Origin of the sequence: Nonomuraea sp. NPDC059023 (assembly GCF_042740095.1) — a bacterium.
Taxonomy (GTDB): domain Bacteria; phylum Actinomycetota; class Actinomycetes; order Streptosporangiales; family Streptosporangiaceae; genus Nonomuraea.
In genome coordinates this window covers 23,927-45,046 of the sequence record NZ_JBHYIO010000013.1, presented here as the reverse complement: position 1 = coordinate 45,046, position 21,120 = coordinate 23,927, and the positions used below count along the sequence as shown (strand labels likewise).

At 73.9% G+C, this 21,120-nt stretch carries 19 protein-coding genes; 13 read left to right on the top strand and 6 right to left on the bottom strand.

Going from position 1 to position 21,120, the window contains the following annotated elements; all coding sequences use genetic code 11:
• The first annotated feature begins 78 nt into the window (after positions 1-78).
• From ACFWYW_RS22700 to ACFWYW_RS22680, 5 genes are all read left to right on the top strand, one after another.
• Positions 79-2,373: an ATP-binding protein gene (locus ACFWYW_RS22700; RefSeq protein ID WP_379624188.1), complete on the top strand. Its 2,295-nt coding sequence runs from the start codon at positions 79-81 to the stop codon at positions 2,371-2,373.
• A 17-nt stretch (positions 2,374-2,390) separates the two neighbouring features.
• Positions 2,391-2,810 (top strand): hypothetical protein, encoded by a 420-nt coding sequence (locus tag ACFWYW_RS22695; RefSeq protein WP_379624190.1) that lies wholly within the window; start codon positions 2,391-2,393, stop codon positions 2,808-2,810.
• Positions 2,811-2,898: 88 nt separating this feature from the next.
• Complete coding sequence (locus ACFWYW_RS22690; protein ID WP_379624192.1) at positions 2,899-4,014, top strand: epoxide hydrolase family protein; 1,116 nt, start codon at positions 2,899-2,901, stop codon at positions 4,012-4,014.
• Positions 4,015-4,086: 72 nt separating this feature from the next.
• Positions 4,087-6,114 carry a hydantoinase/oxoprolinase family protein gene (locus tag ACFWYW_RS22685; protein ID WP_379624194.1) on the top strand — a complete coding sequence of 676 codons (2,028 nt, stop codon included), beginning with the start codon at positions 4,087-4,089 and terminating at the stop codon, positions 6,112-6,114.
• Complete coding sequence (locus ACFWYW_RS22680; protein ID WP_379624196.1) at positions 6,111-7,733, top strand: hydantoinase B/oxoprolinase family protein; 1,623 nt, start codon at positions 6,111-6,113, stop codon at positions 7,731-7,733. Before ACFWYW_RS22685 ends, ACFWYW_RS22680 begins: the two co-directional genes overlap by 4 nt.
• A gap of 9 nt (positions 7,734-7,742) precedes the next feature.
• On the opposite strand, the gene ACFWYW_RS22675 is transcribed toward ACFWYW_RS22680, so the two are convergent.
• Positions 7,743-8,333, bottom strand: coding sequence for a TetR/AcrR family transcriptional regulator (locus ACFWYW_RS22675; RefSeq protein WP_379624198.1), 591 nt, complete (start codon positions 8,331-8,333; stop codon positions 7,743-7,745).
• 89 nt (positions 8,334-8,422) lie between these two features.
• On the opposite strand from ACFWYW_RS22675, the gene ACFWYW_RS22670 reads away from it, so the two are divergent.
• Complete coding sequence (locus ACFWYW_RS22670; RefSeq protein ID WP_379624200.1) at positions 8,423-9,223, top strand: class I SAM-dependent methyltransferase; 801 nt, start codon at positions 8,423-8,425, stop codon at positions 9,221-9,223.
• Here ACFWYW_RS22670 and ACFWYW_RS22665 read toward each other — a convergent pair.
• A complete protein-coding gene (locus ACFWYW_RS22665; protein ID WP_379624202.1) occupies positions 9,213-10,421 on the bottom strand; it encodes an alpha/beta hydrolase in 1,209 nt (402 codons plus the stop codon). The genes ACFWYW_RS22670 and ACFWYW_RS22665 overlap by 11 nt on opposite strands.
• A gap of 164 nt (positions 10,422-10,585) precedes the next feature.
• Here ACFWYW_RS22665 and ACFWYW_RS22660 point away from each other — a divergent pair, with 164 nt between their 5' ends.
• A complete protein-coding gene (locus ACFWYW_RS22660; RefSeq protein WP_379624204.1) occupies positions 10,586-11,206 on the top strand; it encodes a YigZ family protein in 621 nt (206 codons plus the stop codon).
• A gap of 101 nt (positions 11,207-11,307) precedes the next feature.
• Entirely contained in the window at positions 11,308-12,285 is a 978-nt protein-coding gene (locus tag ACFWYW_RS22655) for a DUF4037 domain-containing protein (RefSeq protein ID WP_379624206.1), read from the top strand.
• A 193-nt stretch (positions 12,286-12,478) separates the two neighbouring features.
• On the opposite strand, the gene ACFWYW_RS22650 is transcribed toward ACFWYW_RS22655, so the two are convergent.
• The gene (locus ACFWYW_RS22650; RefSeq protein WP_379624208.1) at positions 12,479-13,279 is read right to left on the bottom strand and encodes a MerR family transcriptional regulator; all 801 of its coding nucleotides are present in this window, start codon (positions 13,277-13,279) and stop codon (positions 12,479-12,481) included.
• A gap of 178 nt (positions 13,280-13,457) precedes the next feature.
• On the opposite strand from ACFWYW_RS22650, the gene ACFWYW_RS22645 reads away from it, so the two are divergent.
• From ACFWYW_RS22645 to ACFWYW_RS22635, 3 genes are all read left to right on the top strand, one after another.
• On the top strand, positions 13,458-14,759 hold the full coding sequence (locus ACFWYW_RS22645; RefSeq protein ID WP_379624210.1) for an MFS transporter: 1,302 nt from the start codon (positions 13,458-13,460) through the stop codon (positions 14,757-14,759).
• A gap of 228 nt (positions 14,760-14,987) precedes the next feature.
• Positions 14,988-15,311, top strand: coding sequence for an ArsR/SmtB family transcription factor (locus ACFWYW_RS22640; RefSeq protein ID WP_379624212.1), 324 nt, complete (start codon positions 14,988-14,990; stop codon positions 15,309-15,311).
• Positions 15,289-16,074 (top strand): SRPBCC family protein, encoded by a 786-nt coding sequence (locus ACFWYW_RS22635; RefSeq protein WP_379624214.1) that lies wholly within the window; start codon positions 15,289-15,291, stop codon positions 16,072-16,074. Before ACFWYW_RS22640 ends, ACFWYW_RS22635 begins: the two co-directional genes overlap by 23 nt.
• Before the next feature lie 241 nt (positions 16,075-16,315).
• Here ACFWYW_RS22635 and ACFWYW_RS22630 read toward each other — a convergent pair whose 3' ends face one another.
• Complete coding sequence (locus ACFWYW_RS22630) at positions 16,316-17,476, bottom strand: MFS transporter (RefSeq protein ID WP_379641054.1); 1,161 nt, start codon at positions 17,474-17,476, stop codon at positions 16,316-16,318.
• Positions 17,477-17,504: 28 nt separating this feature from the next.
• Here ACFWYW_RS22630 and ACFWYW_RS22625 point away from each other — a divergent pair, with 28 nt between their 5' ends.
• Both ACFWYW_RS22625 and ACFWYW_RS22620 read left to right on the top strand, forming a co-directional pair.
• Positions 17,505-17,888, top strand: a complete 384-nt coding sequence (locus ACFWYW_RS22625; RefSeq protein WP_379638286.1) for a MerR family transcriptional regulator — start codon at positions 17,505-17,507, stop codon at positions 17,886-17,888.
• A 79-nt stretch (positions 17,889-17,967) separates the two neighbouring features.
• Positions 17,968-19,110 carry a hypothetical protein gene (locus ACFWYW_RS22620; protein ID WP_379626378.1) on the top strand — a complete coding sequence of 381 codons (1,143 nt, stop codon included), beginning with the start codon at positions 17,968-17,970 and terminating at the stop codon, positions 19,108-19,110.
• Here the strand turns inward: ACFWYW_RS22620 and ACFWYW_RS22615 are convergent.
• Positions 19,052-20,578, bottom strand: coding sequence for a PH domain-containing protein (locus ACFWYW_RS22615; protein WP_379626380.1), 1,527 nt, complete (start codon positions 20,576-20,578; stop codon positions 19,052-19,054). The two genes, ACFWYW_RS22620 and ACFWYW_RS22615, sit on opposite strands and share 59 nt — an antisense overlap.
• Positions 20,575-21,054 carry a PH domain-containing protein gene (locus ACFWYW_RS22610; RefSeq protein WP_379626382.1) on the bottom strand — a complete coding sequence of 160 codons (480 nt, stop codon included), beginning with the start codon at positions 21,052-21,054 and terminating at the stop codon, positions 20,575-20,577. Before ACFWYW_RS22610 ends, ACFWYW_RS22615 begins: the two co-directional genes overlap by 4 nt.
• Positions 21,055-21,120 lie beyond the last annotated feature (66 nt).

Genomic DNA, 21,120 nt, shown 5'->3' with positions numbered 1-21,120 from the left:
ATCTTCTAGGTATACCCCCTTACGAATTGTCATCCGGCGCGTACGCTGAGGCAATCGAGGCGGATCCGGGAGGGGTCGATGGCACCGGCGATGGACTTGCGGCGCGGAGCTCTTCCCGTGCAGGTGACCGGGTTCGTCGGCCGGCCGGCAGAGCTGGCGATGGTGGCCAGGCTGCTGGGGGAGGCCCGGCTGGTGACGCTGGTGGGCCCGGGTGGCGTGGGCAAGACGCGGATCGCGTTACAGGTCGCCCACGAGGCGCGGGAGCGCTTCGCCGACGGGGTGTGCCTGGTGGAGCTGTCGGCGCTGGTGGACGCGGGGCTGCTGGCGCACACGGTGGCGGCGGCGCTGGGGCTGCCCGAGCAGGACGCGCGGCCGGCGCTGGAGCATCTGGTGGACTGCCTGGCGGGGCGGCAGGTGCTGCTGGTGCTGGACACGTGTGAGCATATGGTCGAGGCGTGCGCGATGCTGGCGGAGGTGCTGCTGCGCGAGGCGCCGGCGGTGACGATCCTGGCCACGACGCGGCAGCCGCTGGACGTGGCCGGTGAGCACACGGTGCCGATCCCGCCGCTGCCGGTGCTCGATCTGGGCTCCGGTCAGGACGCGGTGGCGTTGTTCGCGCAGCGGGCGGCGGCGGTGGTGCCGGGCTTCACGGTGAACGAGGACAACCACGCGTCGGTGGCGGCGTTGTGCCGGCGGCTGGACGGGATTCCGCTGGCGATCGAGCTGGCGACGGTGCGGTTGCGGGCGATTCCGCTGGAGGGGTTGCTGGCGCGGCTGGAGGATCGTTTCAGCCTGCTGACGGCGCGGCGCAGTTCGTTGCCGCGGCATCAGACGCTGCGGACGACGATCACGTGGAGTCATGATCTGTGCGACGGCGACGAGCGGCTGTTGTGGGCGCGGCTGTCGGTGTTCGCGGGGTCGTTCGATCTGGCGGCGGCCGAGGCGGTGTGCCAGGACGAGCAGTTGCCGGTGGGGCGGATCATCGAGCATCTGGTCGGGCTGGTGGACAAGTCGGTGCTGCTGCGGATGGAGGGGCGGCAGGACCGTTACCGGCTGCTGGACACGTTGCGGGAGTTCGGGGCCGAGCAGCTGGTGCTGATGGGGCAGCAGGAGAAGGTGCGGCGGCGGCATCTGGACTATTACCGGTCGCTGGCCGAGCGGTTCTCGCGGCGGGCGTTCACGGGGGATCAGCTGGCGCTGTATCAGGAGCTGGACCGGGAGCGGCCGAACGTGCGGGCGGCGCTGGAGTTCGCGCTGGGTCAGGCGGGCGGGGAGCGGGCGGCTTTGCGGTTCGCGGTGTCGCTGTGGCCGTACTGGTTGTGCGGGGCGCGGCTGGCCGAGGGGCGGGTGTGGCTGGAGCGGGCGCTGGGCCGGGTTCCGGCGTGGGTTCCCGAGCGGGCCGAGGGGCTGGGGCATCTGGGGTTCTTCGCGTTGCAGCAGGGGGCGCAGCGGGTGGCGTTGCCGTGGATCGAGGAGTCGCTGGCGATCGCGCAGGAGCTGGACGATGAGCGGCTGCGGGCGCTGGCGATCCAGCATCTGGCGGTGCACCGGCTGCTGAGCGGGCGGCCGGATGAGGGGTTTCCGCTGTTCGACGACGCGTGTGCGCGGTTGACGGCGCTGGGGGACCGTACGGGGCTGGCGATCGCGCTGATGGAGAAGGGGGCGTTGCACGCGCTGTCGGGTGATGGGCAGACGGCGCTGGTGGTGACCGGCGAGGTGCTGGAGCTGCTGGGTGAGGGGTCGGGGGAGTGCTGGTTGCAGGGGTATGTGCTGTTCCTGCGGGCGCTGGCGCGCTGGACGCTGGGTGATCTGGCGGGGTCGGTGCGGGAGGCGCGGCTGGCGGTGCGGATGAAGTACGCGCTGGGTGATCATCTGGCGGTGGCCGACTGCCTGGAGCTGCTGGCGTGGCAGGCGGCCGATCAGGAGCGGATGGTGCGGGCGTGCTGGTTGCTGGGGGCGGCCGATCGGGTGTGGCAGCAGTTCGCGGCGCCGCTGGCGGGTGCGCCGTTGCTGCTGCGCCATCATGATCGGGCGATCGCGCTGGTGTCGAAGAGCCTGGGTTCTGAGCGGTATGCGGCGATCTTCCGGCAGGGGTCGGGGTTGTCGCTGGGGGACGCGGTGGAGCTGGCGGACATGGATGTGGACGCGATTCCGGTGCAGGCGCCGCGGCGGGCGGCGATGGAGCTGTTGTCGCCGCGTGAGCGTGAGGTGGCGGGGCTGGTGGAGGAGGGTCTGACGAACCGGGAGATCGCCGAGCGGCTGGTGATCTCGAAGCGGACGGCGGACGCGCACGTGGAGCACATTCTGGCGAAGCTGGGGGTGTCGTCGCGGGTGGAGATCGCGGAGCTGGTGGCGGCGGGTAGTGGTTCTTGAGGGGCGGAGGGGTCGGGATGGATGTGGCGGTGCTGGCGCAGGACGTGATGCCGTATGTGAGTGCGGCGGTCAGCGCGTACGGCGGGGCGGTGCTGGCCAAGACGCAGGAGGCGGCGGCGCAGTCGACGGTGGGGCTGGGCACGAGGATCTTGCGGCGGTTGTTCGGCGGTGAGGATGCGGGGGCGGCGGGCCGGGAGGCGATCGAGGAGCTGGCCGCGCATCCGGGTGACGCCGACTATGTGGCGGCGCTGCGGCTGGCGATCCGCCGGGCGCTGGAGGCCGAGCCGGGGCTGGCGGCGGAGATCGCGGCGGAGATCTCTGGCCGGGTGCCGGCGCCGTCGGTGACGGCTTCGGGGGAGCGGTCGGTGGCGGTCGGCGGCGCGAACTCGGGGCTGATCATCACGGGTGACGACGCGAAGGTGGAGTACCCCCGCTGAAGCAGGTGAAGGCCGGAAAGTACCGTCTTGCGCCCTCCGAACCGTATGGTGTACGGTACAGCGTACCGAAACTTTGGAGGATTACGCCTTGACCCTCATCCAGCCCTTCACCCTCGCCGTCCCCGCCGCCGACCTGGACGATCTGCGCACGCGGCTCGACCTGGCGCGCTGGCCCGACGAGGTGCCCGGCCAGGGCTGGCGCCTCGGCGTCCCGCTGGCCGAGCTGAAGGACCTCGTCGCGTACTGGCGCGGCGGCTACGACTGGCGCGCGGCCGAGGCCGAGATCAACGCCCACCCGCAGTTCACCACCGAGATCGACGGCCAGAACGTGCACTTCCTGCACGTGCGCTGCCCGCGCCCCGACGCCCTGCCCCTGCTCATCACCCACGGCTGGCCCAGCTCGCCGGTGGAGTACCTGGACGTCATCGCGCCGCTGGCGCGCGAGTTCCACCTGGTCATCCCTTCGCTGCCGGGATACGGCCTGTCCGGCCCGACCCGGGAGATGGGCTGGGGCGCCACCCGCATCGCCGGAGCCTGGCTGGAGCTGATGTCGCGCCTGGGCTATGAGCGCTTCGGCGTGCAGGGCGGCGACTGGGGCACGTGGATCTCGCGCGAGATCGGTGTGCTGGCGCCCGAGCGGGTCGCCGGCATGCACGGCAACGGCCTGATCTGCTTCCCGCTCGGCCTGCCCGGCGAGATGGAGGACCTCACCGCGACCGAGACCGAGCGCATGGCCTTCCGCGAGGCCTACCCGCACGAGCAGTACGGCTACAAGCTCATCCAGTCCACCCGCCCGCAGGCCTTCGCCTACGGCATGGCCGACTCCCCCGTGGCGCTGCTGGCCTGGTTCGCCAGCGTCTACCACGAGTGGAGCGACGGCGGCGTCGACCGCGACCGGCTGCTGACCACGACCATGATCTACTGGCTGACCAACACGGCGGGCTCGGCGGCCCGCTCGTTCGTCGAGACGCCCGACACCGAGCAGGACACCACCGTGGAGTGGGAGCTGAAGCCCGCCACGGTGCCGACGGCGATCTCGGTCTTCCCGCGCGACATCCTGCGCCCGATCCGCCGCTTCGCCGAGCGCGACAACAACGTCGTGGCGTGGATCGAGCACGAGCGGGGCGGCACGTTCGCCGCCCTGGAGCAGCCGCAGGCCTACGTCACCGATGTGCGGGAGTTCTTCACCCAGCTCAGGGCATGACGCCCGGAATCCGGCCCTCCGCTGTGCACCCCGCACAGCGGAGCGGGCCGGACTCCGCATACGGTGCGGGGCATGACGTATCGAGTCGCGATGGACATCGGCGGCACCTTCACCGACGTTGTCTGCTACGACGAGCGCGATGGTGCCGTCGTGGCGGCCAAGGCCCCCTCCACTCCCGGCGACCTGGCCGAGGGCGTGTTCAACGCCCTCGGCCGCGTCGTTGCCGATCCCGCGCGCATCTCCTTCTTCGTCCACGGCACCACGCAGGGGCTCAACGCGCTGCTGGAGCGCAAGGGCGCCCGCGTGCTGCTGCTGACCTCCGGCGGCGCCCGCGACGTGTACCAGATCGCCCGCGGCAACCGCGAGCGCATGTTCGACCTGCGCTACAGAAAGCCCGTCCCGCTGGTGCCGCGCGCCGACATCATGGAGGCCGCGGGCCGGCTGGACTGGCGCGGCGAGGAGCTGACCCCGCTGGACGAGGGCGCGGTACGGCGCGCCGCCCGCCGGGCCCGCGAGGAGGGCTTCGACGCGGTCGCGGTGAGCCTGCTGTTCTCCTACGCCAACCCCGCCCACGAGATCCGGGCGGGCCAGATCCTGGCCGAGGAGCTCGGCCCGGACGTGCTGGTCGTGCTCAGCCACGAGGTGGCGCGCGAGTGGCGGGAGTACGAGCGCACCTCCAGCGCTGTGCTGGAGGCCTACACCGGCCCGGTCGTGCGCCGTTACCTGGCCGGCATCCAGGACCGGTTCGCCGGGCGGGGGCTGGGCGTGCCGGTGCACGTCATGCAGTCCTCCGGCGGGCTGGTCAACGCCGGGTACGCGATGCGCCGCCCGTTGCAGACGCTGCTGTCGGGCCCGGTCGGCGGCACGATGGGCGGGGTGGCGGCGGCGCGGTTGCTGGGCGGCGGGAACGCCATCTGCGTGGACATGGGCGGCACCTCCTTCGACGTCTCGCTGGTCGTGGGCGGGCGGCCCGACATCAGCGCCGAGGCCCGCATCGAGGGCTATCCGGTGCTGATGCCGATCGTGAACCTGCACACCATCGGCGCGGGCGGCGGTTCGCTGGCCTACGCCGAGGCGGGGGCGCTGCGGGTGGGCCCGGAGTCGGCGGGAGCCGTACCCGGCCCGGCCTGCTACGGCCGGGGCGGCACGCGGGCCACCGTCACCGACGCGAACCTGGTGCTCGGCCGGGTGGATCCGGCCTGGTTCGCCGGGGGGCTGATGACGCTCGACACCGGGGCGGCCGAGAGGGCGATCGCGGCGCTGGCCGGCGAGCTGGGCATGGAGCCGCCGCGGCTGGCCGAAGGCGTGTGCGCGGTGGCCAACGCCAAGATGGCCCAGGCGATCCGCACGCTGACGGTCGAGCACGGGGTGGAGCCGCGGGAGTTCACGCTGGTGGCCTTCGGCGGGGCCGGGGCCATGCACGCGGCGTTCATCGCCCGGGAGCTGGGCATCACCGACGTCGTGGTGCCGCGTTTTCCCGGCGCGTTCTCGGCGTGGGGGATGCTGGAGGCCGATGTGCGCCGCGACCTCACCCACCCGTTCTTCCGGCCGCAGGCCGCGGTGGACGGCGGTGAGATGGCGGCGCTGCTGCGGGAGCTGGAGGGCCAGGCGCTGGCGGCGCTGGCCGGGCAGGGCGTGCCCGAGGAGCGGCGCCGGGTCGAGCACGCGGTCGACATGCGCTACGAGGGTCAGGACTACACGCTGACCATCCCCCTGCTTGAGGCCGCCGAGCCGGCCGGGCCCGGGTTTCTCGCGGCGCTGGCCGCGCGCTACGCCGAGGCCCACACCGGGCGTTACGGCCACGCCACGCCGGAGGCGGCGGTGGAGCTGGTCATGCTGCGCAGCACCGGGTTCGGCACCTTCCCCAAGACCGCGGCCGCGCCCGGGGCGGCCGGGCGGGCGCAGGCGCCGGCCGTACGAGATGTGATCTTCAACGGCGAGGTGCACCGCACGCCGGTGCTGCGCCGCGCGGACCTGGACGGCGAGCTGGCGGGGCCGGCGATCGTGGTCGAGGAGACCGCGACGACGGTCATCCCGCCCGGCTGCCGGGCCACCGTCGATGTCAACGGCTTCCTCCTGATCAAGGTGAATTCTCTGTGATCGACCCCGTCACCACGGAAATCATCCGCTGCGCCCTGCTGCAGGCGGCGGAGGACATGAACACCACCCTCATCCGTTCCTCCTACACCCCCGTCATCTACGAGGCGAAGGACTGCGCGGTCGCGCTGCTGGACCGTGAGCACCAGGTGCTCGGCCAGTCGTCCGGGCTGCCGATCTTCCTGGGCAACCTGGAGGTGTGCACGCGCGAGACCGAGCGCCTGTACGGGCGGCAGGTGTGGCGCGAGGGCGATGTGTGGGTGCTCAACGACTCCTACATCGGCGGCACCCACCTCAACGACGTCACCGTCTACGGGCCGATCTTCGCCGGGGGCGAGCTGGCCGGGTTCGCCGCCTCGCGGGCGCACTGGCTGGATGTGGGCTCGAAGGATCCGGGCGGCTCCATGGACTCCACCTCGATCTTCCAGGAGGGGCTGCGGCTGGGCCCGGTGAAGATCTACGAGGGCGGGCGGCCGTGCCGGGACCTGCACGAGGTCATCGCCCGCAACGTACGCTTCCCGCACGCGACACTCGGCGACATGCGCGCCCAGGTCGCCTGCGCGATGACCGGTCAGCGGCGGCTGTCGGAGATCGTGGCGCGCTGGGGGGTGGAGACGGTGATGGCCGCGCGCGATGAGATCTTCGCCCAGACCGAGCGGCTGGAACGGCAGGCGATCGCCGCCATCCCCGACGGCGTCTACACCGCCGGCGGGCACCTGGACAACGACGGCATCACGCTGGAGCGTCCGTTGCCGGTCAACGTCACTGTGACGGTCGAGGGCGAGCGGATCGCGGTCGACCTGACCGACTGCGCCGACCAGGCCACCGGCCCGGTCAACTGCGGCGCGGCCCAGGCGGTGGCGGCGGTGCGGGTGGCCTACAAGCTGCTGGTCAGCGGCGAGGTGCCGCTGAACGGCGGCTCGTTTCGCCCGCTGGAGGTGGTGACGCGGCCGGGCAGCATGCTGGCCGCCCGTTCCCCGGCCGCCTGCCAGTACTACTACTCCCACCTGGGCCTGCTCATCGACCTGGTGGTCAAGGCGCTGGCGCCGGTGCTGCCGGAGCGGGCCGCGGCCGCCTCCTACGGCGACTCGCTCATCGTGCAGTTCACCGGCACCGATCCGCGCACCGGCGCGATGTACGTCTCGCAGGAGGCGACCGTCGGCGGCTGGGGCGCCTGGGAGGGCGGCGACGGCGAGTCGGCGCTGATCAACAACGTCAACGGGTCGCTGCGGGACATGCCGATCGAGGTCCTGGAGACGCTGTTCCCGGTGCGGGTCACCCGTTACGCGATGCGGCCCGGCACCGGGGGCGCGGGGCAGTGGCGGGGCGGCAACGGCGTGGTGCGCGAGTACGAGTTCCTGGGCGACACCTCGCTGTCGTTGTGGTTCGAGCGCTCGGTCACGCCGGCGTGGGGCCTTGCGGGCGGCGGCGCGGGCGCGCCCCCGCGCGTGGTCCTCAATCCGGGTACGGCCGGCGAGCGCGCCATGCTGAAGGTCAACGCCCTGCCGGTGGCGGCCGGTGAGGTGTTGCGCTGCGAGTCGGGCGGTGGCGGCGGCTACGGCCCGCCCGAGCGGCGCGCGCCCGGGGCGCTTGCCGAGGATGTGGCCCAGGGCATGACCTGACGGCGTGGCTCACCCGGTGGTGACGCCGGTCAGGACGGAGGCCACCATGGCGCGCACGGCCTCGGGCGTGGGCGGGGTGCCGGTGCGGTCGGCGTAGAGCAGGTGGCCGGCGCCGATGAGGGTGGGCGCGAGCGTGCCGAGGTCGGCGCCGGCGGCGATGCGGCCCAGGTCGCGTTCGGCGGCCAGATAGGCGGCGAGCATGGCCGTGGCCTCGGTGAGCAGCGGCAGCCCGTCCGGCGTGCTCGGGCGCAGGCGGGCGCGCAGGTCGTCGCGGAAGGTGACGAGACCGACGACGGCGACGGCGACGGCGTCGAACAGCTCGCCGAGCGCGGCGGCGAGGTTGCCGGTGACGGTGCCGCTGCCCGCCTGCGCGCGCAGGGTCGCCGCCTGGGCGGTGAGGCGGGCGATGCGGTCCCGGACGAGCGCGGCCAGGAAGTCGTCGAAGTCGGCGAAGTGGCGGTGCAGGACGCCCTTGGCGCAGCCGGCCTCGGTGGTGACGGCGCGGCTGGTCAGCCCGTGCGGGCCGGTGCGCGCCAGGATGCGCTCGGCGGCCTCGAACAGCTGCTCGCGCGCGTCGCGCAGGGCCACTCCGGTGGGCATCGCGGGGTCTCCTCCCGTGGCGGGTCGCTCTCCATCGCTGTGGGCGAACGGCATGGATTGAGTGGGCGAGCGCCCACTAGTGTGGGCGTATGCCCACTATATCGCCGGGGCGGGAGCCCCATGAGCATCGCGAGATCGCCGAGTCGTTCGGCAACGACGCCGAGCGCTACGACCGCGCACGGCCCCGCTACCCCGAGGCCCTGATCGAGCGCATCGCCGCCGCCGGCCCGGACGTCCTGGACGTCGGCTGCGGCACCGGGATCGCCGCCCGCCAGTTCCAGGCGGCCGGGCGCCGGGTGCTGGGCGTCGAGCCGGACCCCCGCATGGCCGCCACGGCGCGGCGGCTCGGCGTGGAGGCCGAGGTGGCCACGTTCGAGCAATGGCAGGCCGGCGGGCGGATGTTCGACGCGGTCGCCGCCGCGCAGGCCTGGCACTGGATCGACCCGGTCGCCGGCGCCGCCAAGGCCGCCGCGGTGCTGCGGCCGGGCGGCGTGCTGGCGGTGTTCTGGAACGTCGCCCAGCCGCCGGCCGAGCTGTCGCAGGCGCTGGCCGACCTGCACGCGCGGCTGGTGCCCGACTCGCCGTTCGACCCGCGGGCCTGGGCCGCGCGGGCCGAGCCGTACGCGCCGATGATGGACACGGCCGCTCAGGGCATCGCCGCGGCGGGCTGCTTCGGTGAGCCCGAGCGGTGGCGTCAGGACTGGCAGACGCCGTGCACCCGTGAGCAGTGGCTGGACCAGCTGCCCACCTCGGGCATGTTCACCCGCCTGGCGCCGGAGCCGGCGGCCGAACTGCTGGAGGGCGCCGGCGCCGCGGTCGACGCGCTGGGCGGCACGTTCACCATGCGCTACACGAGCGTGGCCGTGCTGGCCACGCGCCTTACCGGGTGAGGAAGCCGCGCAGCAGGCGCAGGTAGGCGGCGGGCTGGTCGTGGGCGATGCCGTGCCCGGCGCCGGCGACCTCGGCCAGGCGGGCGGCGGGCAGGGTGTCGCGGTAGGCGGCGGCGATGTGCGGGTGCACGTAGTCACAGGTGCCGCGCAGGATCAGGGCGGGCACGCGGACCTGGCGCAGGCGGGGCCGGGGGTCGGGCACGCGCAGGGTGTCGGCGACGGTGAACTGGTTGGCGTAGAAGCCGGGCGCGTTGCCGTGCACGGGGGCGGGCGGGGCGCCGGGGCAAGTGGTGGCGTCCTTGCCGGTCAGCAGCAGTTCGCGCATCCGGGCGTCGGCCTCGCGGTCGGGCACCAGGGCGTGGGCGGCGGCCGGGGCGTTGTCCAGCAGCAGGGACAGGGCGATCATGCGCGGGTCGCCGAGCAGGTCGTCGCGGCGGCGGGCCTGCTCGGGCGTCAGGCGCTTCCACGGCTCGCCGACCTCCCCCGCGGCCGGCGCCCACAACGCGCCCGGGGAGACGAACACGGCCTTGGCGACCCGGCCCGGGTGGGCGGCCAGGTAGGCGGCGCTCAGCGTGGCGCCCCAGGAACGGCCGACGAGGATCAGCTTCGGCGCGCCGAGCAGGCCCCTGATCGCCTCCAGGTCGGCGACCTGGCGGGCGACGGTGTAGCCGGTGACGTCGGCCAGGCGGCTGGAGCGTCCCGCGCCGAGCTGGTCGTAGGCGTAGACGTCGAAGCCGTCGGCGGCCAGTTCCGCGGCGCCCTCGGGCAGGCCTTCGCCGGCCGTTCCCGGCCCGCCGTGCAAGAAGATCACCGGGTACGGCCGTGCCCCGCCCCGGCGGTGGGCGTAGGCGATGCGGGAGCCGGTGGGCAGGTCCCAGTAGCGCACGTGCGCCGGATCGGCGGCCGCCGGCGGCACCGGCCAGGGCCGCAGGACCAGCGCCCAGGCCCCGGCGGCCGACAGCGCGGTGACGGCCAGGGCGAACCAGGCCGCCGCCCCGCGGGCCGGCAGGCGTACGGCGAGGCGGCCGAGCAGGAACGCGGTGAGCAGGCAGGCCGTGGCGGCAGCCGCGTACAACACGGGAAGAGACGGGGTGACGGCGGCCAGGGCCAGGAAGGCGCAGGCGCCGGCCGCCACGGCCAGCACGCAGGCCAGCAGCGCGGCCAGGACTCTCGCGGCGCGGCGCAGGAAGGTGAGCATGGCGACCAAGATGCTCGTCGCGGGGGTGGCGCGGCATCGGGAGCGACCCCGGCCTTGGCCCTGAGAGCGCGCCCGCCGGCTCCTCCGGCAGGACCGGCGTGGTGTCCGCCGTGCGGCGGGGTCCCAGCAGTTGATCTACTTTGTAAAGGCGATAGGCTGGGAAAATGGCTCGGCCGTACCTCACCCTCACTACCCTCATCGAGCACGAGAACGAGGTACGGCGCTCGCGCTTCATCTGCGCCATCAGTCCCGCGGCGAGTGTGGAGCGGGCGCAGGCGTTCATCGCCGAGCGGCGGCGGCTGCACCCGTCGGCCACGCACAACTGCACCGCCTACGTGATCGGGCAGAGCGTGCAGAAGGGCGACGACGACGGCGAGCCGGGCGGCACGGCCGGCACGCCGATGGTGCAGGCGCTGGTCGGGCGGGGTTTCAGCGATGTGGTGGCGGTGGTGACGCGCTACTTCGGCGGGGTGCTGCTCGGGGCGGGCGGCCTGGTGCGGGCCTATGGCTCCGCGGTGACCGAGACGCTCGACCGGGCCGAGCCGGTGCGGATGGTGCCTGCCCGGCTGATGCGGGTCTCGGTGGCGCACGACCAGGCGGGCAGGACGGAGAACGATCTGCGCGCTTCGCGCTACGCCGTACGTGAGGTGGCCTATGGGGCGTCGGTGGTGTTCTCGGTGGCGGTGGGCGCCGATGAGGAGGCGGCGTTCGGCGACTGGGTGGCGACGCTGACGGCCGGGCGGGCCCTGGTGGAGGCCGGGCGGGCCATCCACGTGCCGGGCTGAAATATTGGGGTGAGCTTTGGGGGCGGGTCAGGCAGAGTTGACGAATGATGTCCGATTTCGTGCCTGGTCTTGAGTTGTCCCGCGCTTTCTACGGCGAGGTCGTGGCTCCGTTGGTCGGGGCCGTTCCGCACAGTGCCGCGCTGATCGGCCCTGGTTCCGAGGTGCTGGCGTTCGACACCGAGCGTTCGGCCGACCATGACTGGGGGCCGAGGGTGCTGGTGTTCGTCGCGGGCGGGGATGTGGCGGCGGTGCGGGCCGCGGTGGCGGCGGGGCTGCCGGAGCGGTTCGGCGGGTATCCGACGGTGTTCGGGTACCGGGGCCGGTCGGGGCCCGGGGTGCGGGTGTGTGAGCTGGGCGCCTGGCTGCAGGAGGTGCTGGGGTTCGATCCGCGGGGCGGGGTGTCGGTGATGGACTGGTTGTCGGTGCCGTGGCAGAGCCTGGCGGAGGTGACCGGTGGGGAGGTCTTCCACGATGGGCTGGGGGAGCTGGAGGCGGTGCGGGAGGCGTTGAGCTGGTATCCGCGGGATGTGTGGCGGTATGTGCTGGCGTGTCAGTGGATGCGGATCGCGCAGGAGGAGCCGTTTCCCGGGCGGTGCGGTGAGGTGGGGGACGAGCTGGGTTCGGCGGTGGTGGGGGCCGGGCTGGTGCGTGAGGTGATGCGGCTGGCGTTGTTGCTGCGGCGGCGGTATCCGCCGTATGCGAAGTGGCTGGGTAGTGCGTTGGCGCGGGTGCCGGGGTCGGCGGAGCTGGGTGAGGCGCTGGCGGTGGCGGTGGGGGCGCGTTCGTGGCGGGAGCGGGAGGCGGGGCTGGCGCGGGCCTACAGCCGGGTGGCGTCGGTGCAGAATCGGATGGCGTTGGCTGAGCCGTTGGATGCGCGGGTGCGGGGGTTTCACGACCGGCCGTTCCTGGTGATCGGCGGGGAGCGGTTCGCGGGGGCGTTGCTGGCGGCGGTGTCGGATCCGCAGGTGGCGGCGTTGCCGGTGGTGGGGTGTGTGGATCAGTTGTCGGATGGGGTGGCGGTGGTGCGTGGTCCTGGGGTGGCGCGGGCGGTGACGGAGGCGGCGTTGCGGGCGGCCTGAGCTTCCCGGCCCTTGGGTTTTCACGCACCTGGACCTTCACGCCCTCAGGCTTTGGACCTTAGGCCCACCACCGCCCTCGGTCCTTCACGCCGTCCTGCCTTCAGGTCTCTGGGTCAGGCCTTGGCGAGGGTGTGCAGGGCGTGGATGGCGCCGGCGTGTTCGGGGATGCCGGTGATGAGGCCGTGGGCGGGGGTTATGGGTGGTCCTCGGGGTCGATGGGGATCATGAGGTGGGTCAGGAGGCGGTCGGGCGGGGTGGTGGCGGGGTCGGAGATGTAGACCTCGCGGATGGGGCCGGTCAGGGGGTGTCCGCGTTCTGCGCACCAGGCCAGGACGGCGTGGGCGGTGAGGGAGATCTGGTCGTAGGGGCCGGTGTGGGTGGCGGTGGCGAAGGTGCCGCCGGGTAGGAGGGCGCGTTCGAGTCCGGGGGTGGGTGGTGGGGGTTGGCCGGGGGTGAGGGCGAGGGTGGCGGTGATGTCGATGTGGTCGTCGAGGTCGATGGGGAACAGGGCGGTGAGCTCGGGCGGGCGCTGGTCGGGGGCGGCGGCCAGCAGGCGTGCGATGGCGGTGGAGGTGGCGCGGGGGATGTCGGCGGGGCCGCTGGCGTGTTCGCGGGTGAGCAGGACGGTGCGGGCGGGTTCGGTGGTGAGGTGGACGGGGGCGCCGGGCAGGCCGTCGGTGATGAGGCGTTCGAGGGAGGCGAGGGTGCGGCGGCGGCGGTCGAGTTCGGCTTCGAGGTCGTGGCGTACGTGGTCGAGTGCGGCGGTGGCTCCGGCCAGGACGTCGGCGACGGTGGCCAGGGGGACGTCGAGGGAGCGCAGCAGGCCGATGGTGAGGGCGTGGCGGGCTTGGGCGGGGTGGTAGTAGCGGTAGCCGGTGTCGGGGTCGACGTGGGCGGGGGTGAGCAGGCCGAGTTCGGCGTAGTGCCGGAGTTGTTTGATGCTCAGGCGGCTCAGGCGGGCGAACTGCCCGATCGGCATGAGGTCTGCGTCCACGTGTTCCAGGATGGTCTGTCCGGTGGGGAGAGAGTCCATCCGGGGGCGGTTTCTGGTGTGAGGCGCTTAGGCTGGGGGTCTTGAGGATCCTCGTTGAGGCGTCGCCCTGGTGTTGCCGGGGCTTTGAGGATCGGGCCGGTTCGCCGGTCGCGCCTCCCTGACGTATGGGAGGCGTGTGATGGTCGGCACCGTTCGCAGCGTGGTCGTGGTGGTGGTGGCCGGGGTTGCGGCCAGTATGGCGCTGGGGGAGTTCATTCCGTTCCTGCCGGTGCTGGGGGTGCGGTTCGGGCTGTCGCTGACCGCTGTGGGCTGGGTGTCGTCGGGGATCACGCTGGTGGCGGCGCTGGCGTGCCTGCCGCTCGGCGTGGTGGTGGGGCGCCGGCGGGTGGAGCGGGTGTTCGTGGTGGGGCTGCTGGCGCTGGGTGTGTCGGGGGTCGTGGCCGGGTTGGCGGGTGGTGCCGGTGTGCTGGTGGTGTCGCGGGCCGGTCAGGCGGTGGGGTACGCGCTGGTGGTGATCGCCGGGCCGGTGCTGCTGGCGCGGATGCCGCGGGAGGGTGGGCGGCGGGTGGGGCTGGCCTTGTGGGGGTTGTGTGTGCCGGCGGGGCTGGCGCTGGCGGGTGGTGTTGCCGCGGTGGTGGGGCCGTCGGGGTGGCGGGTGGTCGTGGTGGGTGCGGGGGTGCTGGCGTTGGTCGTGGGTGTGGCGGCCCAGGTGATGGCCGGCCGTGTGATGCCCGCAGCCGCCCGTGCGATGCCTGCGGGCAGGCACGGCGCACGAGGCGGGGACATGGCGGGCATCGGGCCATGCGTATGGGGACGGCGTGAGGTGGCCGGTGTGGGGGTCGGGTCGTGGCGGGTGGTGGGGGTGGCCGTGGGGTTCGGGTTGATCGCGCTGGTCGGGGTGAGTGTGGTCACTGTGCTCGGGTCCTATCTGGCGTTCCGGTACGGCCTGCCCGCCGGGTCCGCGAGCCTGCTGACCGGGGTGGTGGCGGTGGCCAGTGTGCCGGGCAGTGTGGTGGCCGGGGTGATGCTGCGGGCGGGGGTGCGCCCGGCCCGGTTGCTGGTCACGGCGCTGCTCATGGCGCCGCTCGCACTGGTCGTGTTCGGGCAGGGGCCGTTGTTCCTGGCGGTGGCGGGCGCGGCGGGGATCTTGGTGGTCAACGGGCTGGCGGTCTCGGCCGTCTTCGCCGGGCTCCCCGACCTGGACGGCGGCACCCCGGGCGTGGACGTGGCCGGCCCCGGCCTGGCCGCAGGCAGCACCGCCAGGACCCGCAGCGCTGCCGGGACGCGCGGGACCGCTGGGACCGCGCGGACGGTGGCCGCGGTGACCCAGGCCGGAAGCGTGGGCACGCTGGTCGGCCCGCCGGTCTACCTCTGGACGGCCGGGTCCGCGGGCTGGCCCGCGACGATCGGGTTGACCGTCGCGGTCGTGTGCGTCGGCGCGGCCTGCGCCGTCGCCGCGCTCACTCCGGCCCGGCGCTGACCCCGGGCACATCGTGGCGAGCCCTTGACCGGGATTTCCCGCATTGCGGTCATGTCCTGCCTGGCGCCGGTGGTCCGGGTGGAGGAACTACGCGCCGCCGCCTCGCCGGCCTTCCGGGGTGAGCGTGAGCCGTTCCACCCGTCCGGCTGGGCCTTTCCCGCCTTCTGACTGTCACCATGAGCGAACATGCCGCTTGCGTTATATAACTGTTGACGTATACTCGTGGGCATGTTCGACGTTCTCGCCGAGCCGGTCAGAAGGCAGATCCTCGATCTGCTGCGCGAGCGGCCGCGGCTGGTGGGGGAGCTGGCCGAGCGCACCGGTCTCAGCCAGCCCGGCACCTCCAAGCACCTGCGCGTGCTGCGTGAGGCGGGCCTGGTCGCCGTCCGCAAGGACGCCCAGCGCCGCTGGTATGAGCTGCGCCCGCAGCCGCTGGCCGAGATCGACGCCTGGCTGGCCCCTTACCGAGGACTGTGGACGGCGAGCTTCGACGCGCTCGAAGCCCACCTGGAGACGATGGAGGACCGTGATGCACGACCGCCTGAGCAGTGACGGCGCCCGCACCAGCCTGCACATGGAACGCCGCCTGCCGCACCCGCCCGAACGCGTGTGGCGCGCCCTGACCGAGCCCGACGAGGTGCGGCAGTGGTTCCCGGCGGACATGCGCGTCGAGGGCGAGCGGGTCATCTACGACTTCGGCCCCGAAGGGCGGGTGCTGGCCTTCGACCCGCCGCGCCTGTTCGCCCACACCTGGGGCGAGGACGAACTGCGCTGGGAGATCCGCCCCGACGGCGAGGCCAGCGTCCTGACGCTCACCCACACGTTCGGCGACCGGTTCGGCGCGGCCAGCTTCGCCGCCGGGTGGCACACCTGCGTGCGGGCGATGGCCGCCGTCCTGGACGGCCGTCCCGTGGCCGCCGCCCGCGACAGCGCCGCCCTGCACGAGGACTTCGTCGCCCTGCTCGGCCTCGACGGCGTCCGCCCGCACCCGCCGGGCCTGCGCTACGAACGCCAGCTCACCCGCCCCGCCGCCCAGACCTGGCGCCATCTGTCCGGCGACGGTGCCCGCGTGGGGTCGCCGCCGCCGCCCGCGTTCGTGCCCGCCGGGGTGAGGGCGGGCGCGGTCAGCGCGCTGGAGGACGGCAAGCTTCTGGAGTACGGCACGGCCGCCGGCACCATCGGCTGGGAACTGGCCGAGGGAACCGGCCAGGGCCCCCGCCTCATCGTCACCGACACCGGGACGACCGACGCCGCCACCTGGCGCACCCACATCGAACACCTGGCCAACACCCTGTCCGATCTCCCGCCAACCTGACGAACCCGGACCGGCCCGGGATGCGCGGTTCGGATGGGCCTTTCAGGCGAGCTCATGAGGTGGGGTAGTCGCCCGGGTCCGTCGGGGGTGCCCGTCCAGGGGGTGACCGGGCGCCGTTGCGGCGCCCGGCCCGTGCGACGTGAGCGGCGATCCCCCCGACCTGCGCGCGCCGGCGTCGGCGGGTGGGGTGAGGGGCGGCTTGCCGTAACGGAGAAAAGGCCCGTAAGGCAGCGCGCGCACCTCAGCCCCTCACGAGATCGTTTCGCTCAACGGCGAGCCCGACCACCGCTACCAGTGCCGCCGCCAGCAGGGCCAGCGCGGTCCAGGGCAGCGCCCATGCCCCCGCCGACTCCAGCAGCAGCCCGCCCGCCAGCGACCCGGCCGCGATGCCGGCGTTGTAGACGGTGGTCTGCAGCGCGGTGGCGACGTCGGCGTTGGCGGCGCCGGTGCGTTCGATGAGGGCGCTTTGCAGCAGCGTCGGCACCCCGCCGAACGCCAGCCCCCACACCGCGGCCGCCACCAGCACCACCGGGGGCGACGTGCCCGCGGCCCCGAGCCCGGCCATCGCCGCCCCCACCCCCGCCAGCGCGGCCAGCAGCGCCGCCCGCGGCCGCCCGTCGATGAACACCCCCGTCAGCCACACCCCCGCCACCGTCGCCGCCCCGAACACCAGCAGCACCCCGCCCGCCTCCAACGCCGCCCGCCGGGCCAGCGGCGCGAGGTAGGTGTAGACGGCCTGGTGGGCCAGCAGCACGACCAGCGTCACCGACAGCCAGGCCCGCACCCCCGCCAGTGCCGTCACCGATCGCCACGGCAGCCGCCGCGCCGCGGCCTGGCCCGGCACCGGCGGCACCGCCCGCGCCACCCACAGCGCCAGCAGCGCCGCCGCGACGGCCAGCGCCCCGAACGCGGCCCGCCACCCGGCCGCCTGCGCCAGCGCGCTGCCGGCCGGCAGCCCCGCGCACAAGGCCACCGTGATCCCCGCCGAGACGATCGCGATGGCCCTACCGCGCCGCTCGGCCGGCACCAGCCGGGCCGCGTACCCGACGAGCATCGCCCACAGCGTGCCGCCCGCCACTCCGGCCAGCAGTCTCAGCGCGAACGTCAGCGGATACGACGACGACAGCGCGGTCGCGGCGTTGAGCAGCGCGAAGCAGCCCAGCACCGCCAGCAGTAGCGGCCGGCGCGGCAGCGAGCGCACCGCCGCGGTGATCGGGATCGCCGACAGGAACGAGGTCAGCGCGTAGCCGGTGACCAGGAAGCCCGCCTGGCCGGGCGATACCGACAGCTCCCGGCTGAGCTGGGGCAGCAGGCCGGCGGGCAGGAGTTCGGTGACGACGGCGGTGAAGGCCGCGCACGACAGCGCCGCCAGCGCCCCCGCCGGAAGCCGGGTGGTCGACATGCGGCTATCGTGAAACCTTCACATCAGTGTGAAGGCAAATGTGGGGGCGGGCATGCGGATCGGCGAGCTGTCGCGGCGCACCGGGGTGCCGGCCCGGATGCTGCGCTACTACGAGGAACAGGGCCTGCTGGAACCCGAACGGGCCGGCAACGGCTACCGTCTCTACGGCGCGACGGCGATCTACCGGGTGCAGCAGATCCGCGGCCTGCTCGACTCCGGCCTCACCACGGAGATCATCCGCCGTATCCTGCCGTTCCTGGACACCGGCGACATCCACCTGCACCCCCAGTGCCTCACCCCGGAACTGGCCGGCCTCCTGCAGGCCGAGGCCGACCGCATCACCGCCCGCATCGACTGCCTGGCCCGCAACCGCGACGCCCTCCTGCGCTACCTGTCCTCCGTCCGCGGCTGACCCCCCTTGCCGTGGTACGGCGCGCGGTGGCGGGAAAACCGGTGGAAGGCGTCCGGTCCGTCTCGCTACGGTCGGCCGGATGCGCGTGGTGTGGCTGTGCGGGCCGTCGGGAGTGGGTAAGTCGGCGGCCGGGTTCGAGATGTTCGCCCGGCTGGGCCGTGACGGGGTGCGGGCGGCCTACCTGGACACCGACCAGATCAGCCTGATCCACCCTCCGCCGCCCGACGGCACCCACCACGCGCGGGCACGCGCGCTGGCGGCCCTGTGGCCGCTCTTCGCGGCGGCGGGTGCGCGGTGGCTGGTGGTGTCGGGCTATGTCGACACCGCCGATGACGTGCGCCCCTACGGCCCGGCCCTGCCGCCGGGCGTGGTGCGGGTACGGCTGCGCGCGGGCGAGGAGGAGCTGCGCCGCCGCTTCCTGGGGCGGGGCTGGCTGAGCGAGTTGGTGGAGGACACGGTGGCCGAGGCGCGCAGGCTGGAGACCTCCGGCGTGGGCGGCCTGGTGGTCGACACCGACGGCCTGACCGTCGCCGAGGTGGCCGGGCGTGTGCTGCGCCTGGCCACCGAAGGCCGCACGGCGGGCCCGGACAGGCATGTCCCGGGCCCTGAGCCTGCCACGGGTCCTGAGCCTGCTACTGGCACGAGCGGCGGCGGCCCGCAAGAGCGGGCGCAGGTGCTGTGGTTGTGCGGGGCGCGCGGGGCCGGAGTCTCCACCGCCGGCTACGAGGCCTACCGCCGGGTGCTCGCCACCGGTGTCCGGGCCGCCTACCTCGACCTGCGCCAGATCGGCTTCCTGGGCCCCGCCCCGGGCGGCGACCCCGCCATCGTGGTGAAGACGCTCGCCGCTATGTGGGCGGTTCACCGCGCCGCCGGGGCCACGTGCCTGGTCGTCGCGGGCCCCGCCGACGACCGCGCCACCCTGGCCCGCTACGCCGGGGCGTTGCCGGATGCCGAGGTGACCGTCTGCCGCCTGGACGCCGGGCCCGCCACCCTGGCCGGACGCCTGCGCCTGCGCGCCCTGGGCCAGGGACCGGCGATCCCGGGTGACGATCTGGCCGGCCGTACCCCGCAAGACGTGCGGTTGCTGGCGGGGCGGGCCGCACGCCAGGCGCGGGAGCTGCGGCGGGCGGGTGTGGGGGACGTGCACGTGGACACCGACGGTCTCACCCCGCCGCAGGTGGCGGAGCGGGTGCTGAAGGCCGCGTGGCGGGCGGGCCGGTGAGGAAGGGGGTCAGCAGGCCGGGCAGCGCCTGTTCGGCGAAGCGCACGCCTTCGCCCATGAACACGTCCTTGACGTGGTAGACGCCGCGCCCGCCCGGTGTGGTGGCGCTGAGGCGGCACAGGGTGGAGCGGCGGTGCCAGGCCCATTGGGTGAACGTCCAGCCGATCACCCCGCCGCGGCGTAGCGCGACGGTGCGGCGTTTGAGGGTGCCGTGGCGGGTGACCAGGTAGCGGCCGGTCAGGCCGTGGCCGAGGTTGCGGTAGGCGTCGCGGGCCAGGAGCAGCCCGCTCGCGCCGGCGGCGAGCGCGGTGATCCAGGCGAGGGTGAGCAGCGGCGGCCACAGCCAGGCGCCGAGCGCGGCCAGGAGGGCGCCCAGGGCGGCGGCGGCCAGCAGCGCCCAGCGCACCCGCCGCGCCAGCGCGAGTCTCGGGTGCGGCAGGAGGCGGACGGTGCGGGCGGGATTGCCGGGTTCGCGCAGGACGCTGGCGGCCACGCGGTGGGCGTGGGCGATGGGGGCGGGTGGGAGCAGGGCGGCGGCGTTGAAGGCGCGCATCTCCTCTTCGGCGCTGCCGGAGCCGGTGATGACGGCGTAGGTGCAGGCGGCTCCGGCGGTGCGCAGCAGCAGCGGTTCGGCGATCTCGACGCCGTGCAGGCGGTCTTCCTGCAGGGTGGCCGAGCGGGTGACGAACAGGCCGCGGGTGGCGCGCAGGCCGCCGTCGCTCTCGCGGACCAGGCGGAAGTTCCACCACGTCTCGGTGGCCAGGGCGAGGGTGGCGGCGATGCCGATCAGCAGGAGTCCCAGGGCGGTGAGGGAGGCGAGGGCCGGTAGGTCGGGGCGGGCGCCGAGCCAGTCGATGAGGCGGGGGATCAGGACGGTGTCGGGGTCGTAGCCGAGCATGTCCAGGCCCTGGTAGGTGGCGCCGAGCGCGCCGAGGCCGAGCGCCGGGGTGGCGATGGTCAGCGGTGCCAGGCGTAGCCAGCGGCGCTGTCCGAGCGCGATCACCTGTTCGTGGCCGGCGCCGTCGCGGCGGACGAGGGCCGCGCGCAGCGCCTGGGCCTGGCTGCGGGGCAGGGCGTTGAGGGTCAGGGCCGCCTGCTGGTCGGAGGAGGTACGGTGGCCGGTCTCGACCTTGACCACCGCCAGGGAGAACACGCGGTGCAGCGGGTTGGCGCTCAGTTCGACGCTGCGCACGCGGGCGCGCGGGATGGCGCGGTGGCGGCGCAGCAGGACGCCGGTGCGCATCTCGATGTGCTCGTCGGTCAGCCGGTAGCGGGTCTTGGCCCACAGCAGCGCCTCGTAGCCGATCCCGGTCAGCACTAGCGGGGCCGGTGCGCTCAGCCACCAGGGGGCATCGCGCCACCACAGCACCGCCAGCGCGGCCACCATCACGCCGGTGCAGTAGGCGGCCGCCACCCAGATGATCCGCGCGTCCAGCCGCCGCCAGGGCGGATCGGCGTGGGCGTTCATGCGGCGTCGCCGCCGCGGGCGCGCTCGGCCAGATCCTCGGCCAGCAGCCGCGCGTCCTCATGGTCGAGGCCGTCGATCGTCAGCGCCCCGGCCGCCGAGGCGGTGGTCACCACCACGCTCGACAGCCCGAACAGCTGCTGCAGCGGCCCGCGCAGCGTGTCCACCGTCTGGATGCGTTCCATCGGCGCGATCCGCCACTGCTGGCGCACCCATCCGGCCCGCGTGAACACCGCCTCCTGCGTCACCTCCCACCGGTGCACCCGCATCCGCCAGGGCGGCATCACCAGGAGGTAGAACAAGCCGGGGACGGCCACGATGGCGGCCGCCAGCAGCAGCCACCGCCGGGCCGGCGTGATCAGCAGCGCGAGCAGCACCAGCAGCAGGACCGGCGGCAGCACGCTCACCACGGCCTGGGCCAGCCACCAGCCGTGCGCGCGCTCGTCGGGGCTTCGGCTGGGCGGTCGCAGAGTGTCCATGCCGGCCACGGTAGGCAGGGCGGACGGCCGGGCGGAATCCGGCTGAACGCACCACCCGGGGTGGAG

Excerpts from the sequence above, each read along its gene's own strand:
- ACFWYW_RS22700 (WP_379624188.1), top strand. The coding sequence starts at position 79 with ATGGCACCGGCGATGGACTTGCGGCGCGGAGCTCTTCCCGTGCAGGTG.
- ACFWYW_RS22695 (WP_379624190.1), top strand. The coding sequence starts at position 2,391 with ATGGATGTGGCGGTGCTGGCGCAGGACGTGATGCCGTATGTGAGTGCG.
- ACFWYW_RS22685 (WP_379624194.1), top strand. The coding sequence starts at position 4,087 with ATGACGTATCGAGTCGCGATGGACATCGGCGGCACCTTCACCGACGTT.
- ACFWYW_RS22675 (WP_379624198.1), bottom strand. The coding sequence starts at position 8,333 with ATGCCCACCGGAGTGGCCCTGCGCGACGCGCGCGAGCAGCTGTTCGAG.
- ACFWYW_RS22670 (WP_379624200.1), top strand. The coding sequence starts at position 8,423 with ATGCCCACTATATCGCCGGGGCGGGAGCCCCATGAGCATCGCGAGATC.
- ACFWYW_RS22665 (WP_379624202.1), bottom strand. The coding sequence starts at position 10,421 with ATGCTCACCTTCCTGCGCCGCGCCGCGAGAGTCCTGGCCGCGCTGCTG.
- ACFWYW_RS22660 (WP_379624204.1), top strand. The coding sequence starts at position 10,586 with ATGGCTCGGCCGTACCTCACCCTCACTACCCTCATCGAGCACGAGAAC.
- ACFWYW_RS22645 (WP_379624210.1), top strand. The coding sequence starts at position 13,458 with ATGGTCGGCACCGTTCGCAGCGTGGTCGTGGTGGTGGTGGCCGGGGTT.
- ACFWYW_RS22640 (WP_379624212.1), top strand. The coding sequence starts at position 14,988 with ATGTTCGACGTTCTCGCCGAGCCGGTCAGAAGGCAGATCCTCGATCTG.
- ACFWYW_RS22635 (WP_379624214.1), top strand. The coding sequence starts at position 15,289 with ATGCACGACCGCCTGAGCAGTGACGGCGCCCGCACCAGCCTGCACATG.
- ACFWYW_RS22630 (WP_379641054.1), bottom strand. The coding sequence starts at position 17,476 with ATGTCGACCACCCGGCTTCCGGCGGGGGCGCTGGCGGCGCTGTCGTGC.
- ACFWYW_RS22620 (WP_379626378.1), top strand. The coding sequence starts at position 17,968 with ATGCGCGTGGTGTGGCTGTGCGGGCCGTCGGGAGTGGGTAAGTCGGCG.
- ACFWYW_RS22615 (WP_379626380.1), bottom strand. The coding sequence starts at position 20,578 with ATGAACGCCCACGCCGATCCGCCCTGGCGGCGGCTGGACGCGCGGATC.
- ACFWYW_RS22610 (WP_379626382.1), bottom strand. The coding sequence starts at position 21,054 with ATGGACACTCTGCGACCGCCCAGCCGAAGCCCCGACGAGCGCGCGCAC.